Origin of the sequence: Streptomyces sp. NPDC047043 (assembly GCF_040644055.1) — a bacterium.
Lineage (GTDB): Bacteria > Actinomycetota > Actinomycetes > Streptomycetales > Streptomycetaceae > Streptomyces.
In genome coordinates, this window is the sequence record NZ_JBEYVO010000030.1 from 69658 (window position 1) to 82079 (window position 12422).

Genomic DNA, 12422 nt, shown 5'->3' on the forward strand with positions numbered 1-12422 from the left:
CAGGCCCTCTCAGTGGGTTTTGGGCCAGGGTGCGCAAGCGGGCGGAAAGCGAGGCGAAATCACCCGTGAGATGCGCAGTCGGCGTGGGCCTACTTGTAGTGCTCGACCAGGCCGAAACGCTGGGTGAGGACGTCGAGATCCACATCGGCTCGCGCGAGGATGCCGTCGCGGCTGGACTCCACCATGGTTCGCACCGAGGCGAGGTCCCACCCGACGAGTTCGTCTCCCCACTTCTTGAGCTCGCCGTCGACGACGACGAAGTCGACGTTGCGGGTCTCGGCCGCCGTCACGACGGTGCCGAAGGCGTGGTTCAGGGGGAGGGTGTTCCAGTCGAGTGCGTCGACGGCCACCAGGTCGGCCCTCTTGCCGGGGGTGATGGATCCTGTCGTCCGGTCCAGGCCGATGGCCTGGGCGCCTCGGATCGTCGCGAGTTCAAGCACGTTCCGGGTCGTCAGAGGTTCCGGGAAGCCGACGTCACCCCGGTATCGCCGTTCGAACGCGGTCATGCGCTGGATGTTCATCAGGGTGCGCATCTGGGTGAACATGTCGCCGGTCAGGCACACTTCGACGTCGACGCTGAGGCTGGGGCGGATCCCGAAGTCGAGGGCACGCTGGATCGACGGTACGGATTCGGCGATGCCGATCGTGGCGTCCGAGGTCGTGGGGATGGAGACCCCTACACCGTTGTCGGCGATCATGCGCCATGCGTCGTCGGACAGGTCAAGGCAGTGGATGAGCAGCACGTCGGGGCCCAGGAGCCCGGCTCGGCCCAGTGCTTCGACGCGGTCGGACGCCGCAGGACCGAGCACTCCGTCGGACGCGAAACCGATCCCCAGGTTCCGTGCGAACTCCACGCTCTGCGGGCCCAGGGCGATCTCGGGCCGTGCGAAGTCGCCGGCGATCGCGCCCATCCTGAGCGTCAAAAGCTGGTCGTCGGAGGAGAAGTAGGTGTCACGAAGGCGCTCGGCGTCGGCCGGCCACGTCGTGCTGAACTCGCCTCCCATGACCCCGCACGTGGTGTGCACGGCGCGGATTCCCGCGTCCCGGAGTGCCACGATGGCCTGGTCGGAGTGGTCCGGCGTCCGCGGGTTGTGTGAGAAGTCCAGGACGGTCGTGATGCCGGCGTCCAGACATCCGAGCGCGGAGACGAGGTTCCCGACATAGACGTCCTCGGGCGTGTACAGCGGCCCGAGCCAATTGTTCATCACCTCGAGGTAGGCGCTGTTGTGGTCGCAGTCGGGGATGAGGCGCCGCAACTGGTTCTGCCAGCAGTGCCGATGTGTGTCCTGGAAACCGGGGACGAGCACGTGGCCAGAGAGATCGACGGCGATGACGCTAGGGTCCGCGAGGGCGTACGAAAGATCAGGTCCGACATCGACGATATGCGACCCGCGGATCAGGACATCCGCCCGGCCGAAGTCGCCGATCGCGGGGTCCATGGTCAGGACCGTGGCCCCTCGGAGCAGTACCGCGCGGCTGGCGGCTGGTCCGGTCAATCGGTCGTAGGTGTCGTCGTGGCCTCGACGCATCATTGACTCCCGTCTGCGATGTTGCCTGCCCAGTCGGTTGGCGACATGGGCGTGTCGAGAAACGTATGCGTGATGCCGAAACCTGGTCGAAACTCTCGTCGCGTCGATGGACGTGTGGTCGCATCCCACCCGACTCCTCCTCGCGAGCAGGCGGTTTCGCCGCCCTTTGCGTGCGCCGCCCACAGTGGAGGAAGAAGCATGCGCGAGCCGCCGAACTCGCACGCCAGATGCCACTGGAGCCCCGGGACGGAATCTCATGCCTGACGAGCGAGTGAAGGACCCGACGCCACTGACCGCGGATGTGGCTGTGGTGGGCTACGGCCCCGTGGGGCGGCTCCTGGCGCTGCTGCTCGGCCGTTCCGGCAAGCGGGTCGTGGTCGTCGAGCGCCAACCGCAGGCGTATCCCCTACCGCGGGCCGCGCACTTCGACGACGAGATCGGCCGGATCCTGCAGTCTGTCGAAGTCCCCCCCGACTCGATACCGGACGTGGTCGCGGCCTATGACGACCTGTACGAGTGGCGGGCCGCCGACCGGCAGCCACTTCTGCGGCTGGACTGGCGCGGCTTGGGCCCGTCCGGGTGGCACGTCAGCCACTTCTTCCACCAGCCGAGCCTCGAAGGCATCCTGGACGCGCAGGTCCAGGCACTCGACAACGTGGACGTGCTGCGCGGCTGGACGGCGGTGGCCCACACCGATGGCCCGGACACCGTCAGTCTGGAACTGCGGTCTGCCACCAACGAGTGGCGTTCGGTCGCCGCCCGCTACGTCGTCGGCTGCGACGGCGCCAACAGCGTGGTCCGTTCCTGGATCGGATCGGAAGTCACCGACCTCGGCTACTTCCACGACTGGCTGGTCATCGACCTGCTGATGCACGGGCCCCTGAACGAGTCTGTCTTCTCTCCGCCGGCCTGGCAGTTGTGCGATCCCGCCCGCCCCACCACGCTGGTCCCAGGCGGCCCGGGACGCCGTCGTTTCGAGTTCATGCGTCTGCCGACCGAGACCGCCGAGGAACTCAACGACGAAGCGGTCGCGTGGCGGCTCCTTGGGCCGTGGGGCATCGGTCCGGAACAGGCCAAGCTGGAGCGCCACGCCGTCTACACCTTCCAGGCTCGCTGGTGCGACACCTGGCGCAAGGGCCGCCTGCTGCTGGCCGGCGATTCCGCCCATTTGATGCCGCCTTTTGCCGGCCAGGGCATGTGCTCGGGCATGCGCGATGCCGTGGCGCTCGCCTGGCGGCTGGATCTGATACTCGACGGGCGCGCCGACGACACCGTTCTCGACAGCTACGGGTCTGAACGCGCCGAGCACGTACGGCACTTCATCGAGGCGTCGATGGCTCTGGGCGAGGTCATCTGCCTCTCCAACCCGGCCGCCGCCGCCGAACGCGACCGCGCGATGCAAGCCGACCTGGCCGCCGGAGTCGAGCCTCCGCCCCGTCCGCTGCCGCGCCTGGGACCAGGGTTCCATCGCGACGACACGGGCGGCGGTCTGCTGTCCATCCAGGCCGAAGTCACCAACGGCCAATGGACGGCCTTGTTCGACGACGTCGTCGGCCCGGGCGGTGTCCTGCTCCTGGCCGACCCGGGGTTGCGCGACCAACTCCGGCCGGAGGACACCGCGTTGCTGGACGACCTCGGCTGGCAGGTCGTCGCGCTGGCGGCCGAGCCGGCAGCCGGCCAGATCGTCGACATCACCGGCGCCTACGCCGCCTGGCTCGCCGGGCTCGATGCCGTCGCCGTCCTGATCCGTCCGGACCTGTACCTGTACGGCGCTGCTACCGACCCGGCGGATGTCACCGGGTTGCTCGGCCATCTGCACGCGGCTCTGGGGAGACCGGCGGCGGCCGACCGATGAGTGCGCTGGCAACCTCGGCGAGCGACGCTACGCGGTACCCGCTCGTCGCCGCGACGACGACCCGGGACGGCCGGGGTCCGGACGATGTCCACTTGGATCCGGCTCGCCCCGACACCTGAAACAGCGGTCCGCCCGACCGCTCGTACACGTACCGGGCCCGCCGCTGCCACCCGGCCGACGGCAGCCCGATCCGGTGCGAGGCGCCATCCGTGGGGACGGGCGCGCGCCTAGGTGGGATCCGGGTCCTTCCCCCCGGCCCGGATCCCACCCGTCGGCAGACAGTCACCACCGACCCGAAGGCACACGATCATGCGCATCATCGCCATCGAAGAGCACTACGTTCTGCCGCAGCAGCGGCAGCACCTCGACGCCTCCTGGCTGCCGGACAAGCACCGCCGACAGATAGACGCCACCGTCGACCAGCGACTCGCCGACATGGACGCCGCCGGCATCGACCTACAGGTCCTGTCGGTACCGGCGGCCCAGCCCAGCGCTCTCCCGGCCGAGATCGTCGTACCGATGTACCAGGGCTTCAACAACGACCTGCACACCGTCGTCACGGGCCACCCGGACCGGTTCGCCGCCTTCGCCGCGCTCCCGGCCACCGAAGCGAACGATGCCGCCGCCGAACTGGAACGTGCCGTCATCGACCTCGGCTTCGTCGGCGCCATGATCAGCGGCACCGTCACCGGGCGCTTTCTCGACCACCCCGACTTCATCCCGATCTGGGAGACGGCCGCCCGGCTCGACGTACCCCTCTACGTGCATCCCGGACCGCCACCCATGCCCGTCATGGACAGCTACTACAGCGGTTTCCGCAAGCCGGTCAACTTGATGCTGGCCAACGGCGGCTACGGCTGGCACTACGAGACCGCCTTGCACGCCGTACGCCTGATCGTCGCGGGTGTGCTCGACCGCTGGCCCAACCTCAAACTCATCCTCGGCCATCTCGGCGAGGGGCTTCCCTTCCATATGTCCCGCCTCGACGAGGTGCTGACACCCCTGACCGACCATCCCGACAAACCCATCAGCAGCTACATCCGCAGCAATTTCTGGTTCACCACCAGCGGATACTTCCACGACGGTCCCTTCGAGCTGGCACGCCAGGTCATCGGAGACGACCGCCTGATCTTCTCCGTCGACTATCCCTTCGCCGACAACCGCGAGGCCGGCGAGTGGTTCGCCCAACTCGACCTGAAACCCGAAACCCGCCACCAGATCGCCCACCAGACCGCCGAGAAGCTACTTGGTCTGCTCACCTGAAGACGTCGCCATGCTCGTGACCCATATCCGTGCGCTCGTGGCGAGTGTGCCGGCGATCGCCTCGGCGACGATCGGCCCGGCCCACGCCGACGAGCACTCGAGTGGATCACGCCCAACCTCGCCGGCATCCCGTTGCGGGTCGAGTACAGCGATCACCGCGCCGCACTCGAGCCGGACAAGGTGCCCATGCCGCCCGCGCCGTGACTCAAGGCGACGAGGGCTTCGGTGATCCCGCTGAAGCGAAGTGGCCCCGAAGGGCACTACGACCTACGAAGCTGCCGGATCGTCAAGCAGCTTAAGTACGCGGCACACTGCGATCCCACTCGAGGTTGAGCGCCTCGGTGATCTGGTCGAGGCTCCACGTAAGGCGATCAACGGCCTCCGCTCCCCCGAGCGCCTCGGTCGCCGGAGCGGTCACCGAGGCAACCAGGCGCTTCCCCTCGGCGATGCCGTCGCGACCCCGATCGGTCACATCGATGAGCACGATGCGCTTGTTGACCGGGTGGGGGCTGCGCGTGATCCACGCCAGCTGATCCAGGTGATTCAGGGCTGTGTTGACGCTCTGTGGAGTGATGTGGTGCCCCCGGGCCAGATCAGCGGCCGAGCACGGGCCCCGCTGCTCCAAGGTCACCATCATGCCCAACTGGGTAATGGTGACGCCCAGTTGCTCCAGCGCGCCGTTGAGGTTGCGAGAAATGGCCTGCGTGGCACGCCACAGAGCGTGATTGAGCGTGCGGTTCCACGGTTGCGACTCCGGCGTCGACATGCGCCCTCCCGGCATGTTGTCAGTCATCTGTTAACATAACAGCTGTCTGATAACTTAGCCTTCTGGAGAAACTCATGCCCGCGACTGCCACTGTCGCTCACAGTCCTCCCGCACACGAGCCTCGCCGCGCGGCGCTCACGGCCCTTCTCGCCTGCATCGGCGTCTTCGCCTCCTACCTGCCCATCGGCGGTGTCGCCGTCTCCCTGCCCACGATCCAGCAGGGACTGAGCGCATCCACGTCGGACCTCCAGTGGATCAGTGATGCCTTCATCCTGCCGATGGCCGCCCTGATTCTCACCTTCGGCCTCATCGGTGACCTCTACGGTCGCAAGAAGGCGTACCTGGTCGGCCTGCTTCTCTTCGCCGCCGGCTCCCTGACCAGCCTCACGGCTTCGTCGCCCCAACAGATCTGGGTCGGTCAGGCCCTCTCTGGAGCGGGCGCGGCCGCACTGCTGACCTCGACCCTGGCCTTGATCAGCCACGTCTACCCGGATTTCCGCGCGAGGGCCAAGGCGATCTCCGCCTGGGCCGCCGCTCTGGGCCTGGGCATGTCGCTGGGACCGCTGGTCTCGGGTCTGGTGCTGGAACACGCGAGCTGGCGCTGGATCTTCCTGCCCGGCCTGGTGGTGGCCGTGCTCGCCGCTGCTATCGGTGCACTCCTCCTGGAGGACTCCCGCTCCGCGCACGGTCGGGCCATTGACATCCCCGGTCAGGTCATCGCCGTCGTCACGATCACGGCGCTGGTGTACGGCGTCATCGAAGGCGGCGAGTCCGGCTGGAGTTCGACCCGCGCGGTCATCGCCTTCGTTGTAGCAGCTGTGGGACTGGTCGGCTTCGTCGTCACGGAGCAGAAGGTCGCCTCACCGATGCTGTCCATGAGTCTGTTCCGTTCACGCGCGTTCACCGGAGCAGGGGTGGTCATCGCGCTCACCCTGTTCGCACAGGTCGGCCTGGTCTTCTCCCTCAGCCTGTTCTTCGGCACCGTCCAGCACCTGTCCGCGCTGCAGATCGGCTGGCGGTTCCTGGCCCTGAACGGGATCACGGTGCTGCTCGGCCCGGTGGCCGGCAAGCTCATGGGCCGGGTCGCCCCGGGCCTGCTGCTCACCATCGGGCTGGTCGTCACCGGACTGGGGACCCTGTGGCTGAACACCCTCGACGCCCACAGCTCCGGTGGAACCGTCACCCCCATCCTGCTTGTGATCGGGACCGGTCTGTCCTTCGTCATGGCCCCCATCACCGCGGTGGCCGTCGGAAGTGTCCCGCACCATCTGGCCGGCATGGCCAGCGCGGGCAGCAACACACTGCGTCAGGTAGGCGGAGCAATGGGGCCCGCGGTTTTCGGTGTGATCCTCACCAACCACACGGTCTCTTCTCTGCCGAGCACTTTGGCCCAGTCCGGACTGAGCACTGCTGATCAGCACCAGGTGACCGCCGCGGTCGCTCGCGAGGGCCTGAGTGCCGCCGGACACCTGGGCCTGCCCGCGCCCGCGACCGGTCAGGCCCTCGGCGCCTTCGGGGAGAGCTTCAGCAGCGCTCTGCACATGTGCACCACGATCGGCGCGATCGGCATGTTCGTCGCTGCCGTCGTTTCCAGTGTTCTGATCGGTGTGCGCAGGCACAAGGACCAAGCACCGACGCTGGTGGACCCTGACACCACCGGTCGCCACCGCCGCCAGGAGCAGGCCCGGGTTTGACCGGCGGGCCTTCGCCATCTTCGAACGTGCCGTGAGGGACCTGCCGGCCCCTCACGGCACGCGGTGTTCGCGTCAATCACTGGTGAGGAAGCGGCCCTTGCGCAGGACCCCGATGTGGTGGGCGGGGTTGACCAGGTGCGCGACGTCGGTGAGGGGGTCCGCGTCGAGCAGCAGGGCGTCGGCGACAGCGCCCCGAGTGATGGTTCCCGCCTCGTCGCCGAGGCCGATCTTCCCGGCCGCGTGGCGGGTGCCGGCCGCCAGGACTGCGGGCAGGGGAAGGCCCGCCTTCGCCAACAGTTGAAGCTCGCGCAGTAGAGCCACCGGAGGCGACGGCATCATCATCGAGACGTCGCTGCCGGCGACGATCTCCACACCCGCGTCGTGCATCATGCGCAGCGTCCGCATGGCGTAGTCGAAACGGACGCGGCACTCGTCCGCCGGGTGGTGCGGGAAGGGGCGTCCGTAGAAGGGACTGCCGGTGATCCGCGGGATGTCGTCCGCGGTGATGACGCCGTCGGCGACGAGTTCCTCCAGGTAGGCGGCCTCGCCGTTGCGTCCCAACTGCTCCCAGGTGACCAGCGTGGGGCAGTACAGGGTGCCGTTCTGGGCGAGGAGTTTCGCCATGTCGGCGGCTTCCTCGTCGCTGCCGGGATGTTCGGGGAGGAAGGCGTGCTCGATGCAGTCCGCGCCGGCTTCCACGGCCTCTTCGAGGTCGACGCGCCGGCAGACATGGACAAGGACCTTGCGGCCCTTCTCATGCGCGGCGGCCGCCACGGCACGCAGTGCGGCGCGCGGCAGTTTGGTGGGCGAGCCCGGTTCGCCGTCGTAGATGCACTTGATGACGTCGGTCTGTTCGGCCAGCTCCAGGGCCAGGCGGTACGCGACGTCGGGGTCGTCGATCTGGTGACCGGCCGCGGCCATTTCGGCGTTGTCCAGGACCGGCCATCCGCCGATCCCGGTGAACACCGGGCCCGCGAAGTACAGTTCCGCGGCAGGGTCCTTGGCCGTGCGCCGATGTTCGCGCACGGCCAGTTCCAGGTCGAGGGGGCCGCCCAGGTTCACGACGCTGGTGATGCCTGCGCGCACGAAGCCGGCCAGGGCTTCGGAGACGTGGCCGACGCGCTTTTCCGCCGGCTGGAAGAAAGCGAGCCCGCTGAGGTGGGTGTGGCTCTCCCACAGTCCAGGGACCAGCCAGCCGCCCCTGCCGTCGATGGCGGGCTCCTGCCCTGTGGCGGGCCGGACGGCCACGAAACGCCCGTCCGCGACCTCGACCTCAGCACCGGTGAGCGGTTCGCCGCCAGTCCCGTCCACGACGGTCACATTGCGAATGATCACTGCCGACCTCCAAAGGTGTAGTGACTTCACTTTTATTCTGGCATGGCAGTGCCTCCGAGGTTCAAGGGGTTCATGTGAAGGATTACGCGTTCGAGGGGCTGTCGTCCGTGGCGCTGGCCAGGCGGCCCCAGCCATGGGTCAGCAGGCCGAAAAGCGTGTCCACGGCCGCCAGGGGGTCCGGGGTGTCCCGGGCAAGCAGGCGGATTTCCAGGGCGAAGCGCGCCAGCGCTCGCACCTCGACGTCCGCCGGATCGCGGTCCAGCTCCTTGCTGATCGCCGCGGTCAGCGCATCCTCCTGGTCCAGCCACAGCCGCCTGGAATACGCACGCAGGGCGGGGGTGGAATCGACCAGTTCAAGGTAGGAGCTCAACTCCGGCTCCGAGGACGGCATCGCGACCAGCATGCTGCGCAGCCGCATGTGCAGCCCGTCCAGGACGGATTGCCCCGGGGCTCTCTGGCACACCGCCGCGACCAGTGCGGCCTCGGATTCCTCCGCCTGGTCGAAGACCAGTGACTCCTTGCTGGGGAAGTACTTGAACAGTGTCGTCAGCGACACCCCGGCGGCTTCGGCAACTTCCTTGACTCCGACCTCGTCGAAGCCGCGCTCCGAGAAGAGCTGCAGGGCCGCATCCGCGAGCGCCTTGCGTGTGGCCGCCTTCTTGCGCTCACGTCGCCCGATCCCGTACTCCATCACCCGTCGACGGTAGCCGAAGGCTGGAGCGGCTCAAGCGACGGCGTCAGAGAGCCGCGCAGACCGCCGCGCCTGGCCGCCGGCGGCGCGGATCGGGCAGCACCCGTCAGTCCACATACCACTGCCCTGACCGCAGAGGAGCCTGAGTGCGAGCCGGGCGCGCTCCTCACCGGTTCCGTCCGCAGTGCCTCTCCTGGATGGACCGCAGAGCGGAGCGAAACGCCAACGCTCGGCCTTCCCGGCGCCGATCAGTTCCAGCATGCATGGCGCGGCGACGGTCGCTTGCGCAGCGGCGCGAGCCACGACCTGCTGGACGAGGCACTCGGCGAGCGCGACGCCTTCGGACATCACCTGATCGACGTTCGGGACGGCATCGGACAGGGGCGGACCACTACCTCGTCGAGCGACCGCTACGGGGCCGGAACCACGGCCGCGTCGACGACCAGTTCGTCATCGTCGTCGCGGTGCGGCAGGTGAGCTGCGGCCTGCTCCCGCATGCATGACTCTCCATCCCAGGCCCGGCACGTCAGGCCTGGGACCCGGGGGCGCGTCGCGCGGCGACCACTCGGCCGCCGTCGGCATGACGTCGGCCTCACGGCCGCGCAGTGCCACCCGGTCTCCCGCCCCCGGGTGCCGGCCTCAGGCGCGTTACGCCTGTCCCACCATCTCCGCGAGCTCTGCCGCGTTCTGAGTGAAGTCGATCTCGTGGATGGCATCGAAGGGGAAGCCGATCCGTTCGAACTCCTCCTCAACGGCCTTCGCGCTGTCGGCCTCGTAGACCGAGACGATGAACCCCGTGCCGGTGTTCACGAACAGCTGCTTGAAGGTCGCGTGCACCTGCTGGGCGACCTCCGGCGCGTTCCCCGCAATCTCCTCTTCCGAAAGGCCCGGGGCCTGGTGAAGGCTCAGGTACAGAGGCATGACAGAACTCCTTCATCCGTGCTGTTATGTATCACGATACAGAACACTGTCCCGTTCATTGGAACGTAATGGCAAGAGCCATGGGGGCTGGACATCCCTGCGCTACTGTGCTCTGCGTGGATCGAAAAGTGGGGACCAACATCGACGGGACCAACGCCTCAAGCCGTCCGGCGGGCCTGATCGGCGCCGTCGACAACGTGCTGCGGCTACTGCGCATGTTCGAGGCCCACGAGATGATCCGGGTCAATCAAGTGGCCCGCGACATGGGTCTGTCGCGGTCGACCGTTCACCGCATGCTGGCCACGCTCAGCCACCACGGCTTCGTGGCGCAGGACGAGTTCTCCCGCGCGTACAAGCCTGGCCCCGCGCTCGTCGACATCGGCCTCGCGGTCGTCGCGAACATGGACATCCGGGTCATCGCCCACGATGCCCTGGAACGCCTGCGTGACGAGACCGACGAGACCGTTCACCTCGCGACTCTCCGTGGGACGGAGGTGCTGTACATCGACAGCGTGGAGAGCCAGCAGATCGTACGCACCGGCAATCGGACCGGCTTGACGCTCCCCGCTCATGCTACGGCGGCCGGCAAGGCACTGCTCGCCGAGCTCAGCGACGATGAGTTCCTGGCCCGCTACCCCTCTGAGGACCTGCAAGCCCCCACGTCGCGGGCGCCCCAGACACGCGATGAACTGCGCGAGCAGCTGAGCGAGGTGCGGCTCCGCGGTTATGGGGTCAACAACGCCGAGAGCGAATCGGACGTCAGTGCGGTCGCGGCAGTCGTCCGCGACAAACAGGGCCGTCCCCGGGCAGCCATAGCCACTACGGCTCCCGCCTCGCGAGTGGACGAAACCTGGATCGCTTCCGCCGGGGCGGCCACCGTCCGGATCGCCCGCGAGCTCAGCCAGCTACTCGACTGACGCTCTGCGACTGGGAGTCGGAGCCAAAGGCCTCACCGCTAGATGGCGTGTGAGGCGCAAGCTCTCCACCGGGCAGGTGGAAAGAAGTGACGCCGGCGAGAACAAGATCCACCCCGTCGAGGCACTCGGAGCGGTCCCTGTGGCTTTGGGGAGCGCGGGCGTTCCCCACATTCCGGCATGCGGCACCCAGGATGTATTCCACCAGCACCGAGGTCGCCGTGAACCAGCTGCCCTCGGGCACGCCCAGCAAGCGGACCTGCCGTCCGATGCTCTCGAACATCCGCATACGCGGTGTCGTCGACTGGTAGGCGCCGGCAAAGACCTGCGCCGCGCGCCACGGGTGCTCGTCGATCGCGTCGGACAGGTTCAGCGCGACGGCGCGGAGTCCCGTGCCGCGGCAGCCTGTCGGAGGACTCGAAGGGCTCGACAGCCAGCGCCGCAGCGACGACGGTGTCGGTCGCGGCGTCGAGCAGCTCGACCTTGTTCGCCACATGCCAGTAGATGGCGCCGGACCCGGTGGCGAGGCGCTCGGTCAGCGCCCTGACGTCAGTCCACCCTCACCGGCCGCGTCGAGCAGATCGAGGGCCACCTCGACGATGTGCTCTCGGGAGAGCGCCTCTGTGCGCCGCCGTAGCCGACTCGTTCGCGTCCCCATGCTGCTGGCGCCTTCCTGGGCGGCACTGTGGACGACGACCAGCTTCGGTCGGAACCTCCGCCGGGTGCAGGCATGCGAGCAGCCTGCACCCCGAGCACGATCGACCGCGCAGCAGGCCGCCCTGCGTACGTGCCTCTGCCAGTCAGACGGCCGTCGCCGTCGCGTGTTCGAGAACCTGGATGCTGGACTGCTCGGGGGCCAGATTCCGGAACAGCTGCTGGTGCAGTTGCTGGTGGACGGCGGCGAGTCCCGCCTGGTGGATGGGGATCGCGGTACGGGGGGCCACGGTCCTCAGGTAGTCGATCGCCTCGCTCGCCTTCATCCACGGTCCTCCGGTCGGCAGCAGGAGGATGTCCACTTGTTGCGGCGGGAGGACGAAGGCGTCGCCGGGGTGGAGGAGCCGGTCGTCGACCAGGTAGCCGTTGTTGTGAGTGCAGGGCAGGTCCGGGTGGATGACCGCGTGGTCGCCGGCGAGCACCTGGATAGGAACGCCGGCGACGGTGACCGTGTCCCCCGTGTCGACGGTCTCGTGTCGCACCCCGGCGATCTGCGGATTCTTGCTCGTGCCCGGGTCCACGATCAGGCGGGCTGCGGGGTTCTCGGCGAGCAGTGGGAGGAGACGGGCCGCGTCGACATGGTCGGGGTGCTCGTGGGTGATCAGTACGGCATCGATATCGCGGACGCCTTCGAAGTCCGTCGAATAAGCGCCCGGATCGAAGAGCAGTCGGACGGTGCCGCCGTCCCGCTCGATCTCGGCCAGTACGCATGCGTGTCCGAAGTGGGTGATCTTCATTCT

At 68.0% G+C, this 12422-nt stretch carries 10 protein-coding genes; 4 read left to right on the forward strand and 6 right to left on the reverse strand.

Going from position 1 to position 12422, the window contains the following annotated elements:
• Nucleotides 1–89: 89 nt before the first annotated feature.
• Nucleotides 90–1787: an amidohydrolase family protein gene (locus ABZ880_RS38690; RefSeq protein ID WP_361273257.1), complete on the reverse strand. Its 1698-nt coding sequence runs from the start codon at nucleotides 1785–1787 to the stop codon at nucleotides 90–92.
• Here ABZ880_RS38690 and ABZ880_RS38695 point away from each other — a divergent pair.
• Nucleotides 1786–3384: a bifunctional 3-(3-hydroxy-phenyl)propionate/3-hydroxycinnamic acid hydroxylase gene (locus ABZ880_RS38695; protein WP_361273260.1), complete on the forward strand. Its 1599-nt coding sequence runs from the start codon at nucleotides 1786–1788 to the stop codon at nucleotides 3382–3384. The two genes, ABZ880_RS38690 and ABZ880_RS38695, sit on opposite strands and share 2 nt — an antisense overlap.
• 309 nt (nucleotides 3385–3693) lie before the next feature.
• The gene (locus tag ABZ880_RS38700) at nucleotides 3694–4647 is read left to right on the forward strand and encodes an amidohydrolase family protein (RefSeq protein ID WP_361273262.1); all 954 of its coding nucleotides are present in this window, start codon (nucleotides 3694–3696) and stop codon (nucleotides 4645–4647) included.
• Nucleotides 4648–4942: 295 nt separating this feature from the next.
• Here the strand turns inward: ABZ880_RS38700 and ABZ880_RS38705 are convergent, their stop codons facing one another.
• Nucleotides 4943–5413, reverse strand: a complete 471-nt coding sequence (locus tag ABZ880_RS38705; protein WP_361273264.1) for a MarR family transcriptional regulator — start codon at nucleotides 5411–5413, stop codon at nucleotides 4943–4945.
• A gap of 74 nt (nucleotides 5414–5487) precedes the next feature.
• Here ABZ880_RS38705 and ABZ880_RS38710 point away from each other — a divergent pair, with 74 nt between their 5' ends.
• On the forward strand, nucleotides 5488–7107 hold the full coding sequence (locus ABZ880_RS38710) for an MFS transporter (protein ID WP_361273267.1): 1620 nt from the start codon (nucleotides 5488–5490) through the stop codon (nucleotides 7105–7107).
• Between the two features lie 72 nt (nucleotides 7108–7179).
• Here the strand turns inward: ABZ880_RS38710 and ABZ880_RS38715 are convergent, their stop codons facing one another.
• The 3 genes from ABZ880_RS38715 to ABZ880_RS38725 all read right to left on the reverse strand — a co-directional run bounded on the left by ABZ880_RS38715 (nucleotide 7180) and on the right by ABZ880_RS38725 (nucleotide 10054).
• Nucleotides 7180–8442, reverse strand: a complete 1263-nt coding sequence (locus ABZ880_RS38715; protein WP_361273269.1) for an amidohydrolase family protein — start codon at nucleotides 8440–8442, stop codon at nucleotides 7180–7182.
• A gap of 82 nt (nucleotides 8443–8524) precedes the next feature.
• Nucleotides 8525–9133 (reverse strand): TetR family transcriptional regulator, encoded by a 609-nt coding sequence (locus ABZ880_RS38720; RefSeq protein ID WP_361273270.1) that lies wholly within the window; start codon nucleotides 9131–9133, stop codon nucleotides 8525–8527.
• 648 nt (nucleotides 9134–9781) lie between these two features.
• Complete coding sequence (locus ABZ880_RS38725; RefSeq protein WP_361273272.1) at nucleotides 9782–10054, reverse strand: nickel-binding protein; 273 nt, start codon at nucleotides 10052–10054, stop codon at nucleotides 9782–9784.
• A 128-nt stretch (nucleotides 10055–10182) separates the two neighbouring features.
• Here ABZ880_RS38725 and ABZ880_RS38730 point away from each other — a divergent pair, with 128 nt between their 5' ends.
• Entirely contained in the window at nucleotides 10183–10971 is a 789-nt protein-coding gene (locus tag ABZ880_RS38730) for an IclR family transcriptional regulator (RefSeq protein WP_361273274.1), read from the forward strand.
• Nucleotides 10972–11768: 797 nt separating this feature from the next.
• Here ABZ880_RS38730 and ABZ880_RS38735 read toward each other — a convergent pair.
• Nucleotides 11769–12419 carry an MBL fold metallo-hydrolase gene (locus tag ABZ880_RS38735; protein ID WP_361273276.1) on the reverse strand — a complete coding sequence of 217 codons (651 nt, stop codon included), beginning with the start codon at nucleotides 12417–12419 and terminating at the stop codon, nucleotides 11769–11771.
• Nucleotides 12420–12422: the final 3 nt, after the last annotated feature.

Bases quoted from the DNA above. Each gene is read 5' to 3' on its own strand.
- ABZ880_RS38695 (WP_361273260.1), top strand. From the start codon at position 1,786: ATGCCTGACGAGCGAGTGAAGGACCCGACGCCACTGACCGCGGATGTG.
- ABZ880_RS38690 (WP_361273257.1), bottom strand. From the start codon at position 1,787: ATGAGATTCCGTCCCGGGGCTCCAGTGGCATCTGGCGTGCGAGTTCGG.
- ABZ880_RS38700 (WP_361273262.1), top strand. From the start codon at position 3,694: ATGCGCATCATCGCCATCGAAGAGCACTACGTTCTGCCGCAGCAGCGG.
- ABZ880_RS38705 (WP_361273264.1), bottom strand. From the start codon at position 5,413: ATGTCGACGCCGGAGTCGCAACCGTGGAACCGCACGCTCAATCACGCT.
- ABZ880_RS38710 (WP_361273267.1), top strand. From the start codon at position 5,488: ATGCCCGCGACTGCCACTGTCGCTCACAGTCCTCCCGCACACGAGCCT.
- ABZ880_RS38720 (WP_361273270.1), bottom strand. From the start codon at position 9,133: ATGGAGTACGGGATCGGGCGACGTGAGCGCAAGAAGGCGGCCACACGC.
- ABZ880_RS38725 (WP_361273272.1), bottom strand. From the start codon at position 10,054: ATGCCTCTGTACCTGAGCCTTCACCAGGCCCCGGGCCTTTCGGAAGAG.
- ABZ880_RS38735 (WP_361273276.1), bottom strand. From the start codon at position 12,419: ATGAAGATCACCCACTTCGGACACGCATGCGTACTGGCCGAGATCGAG.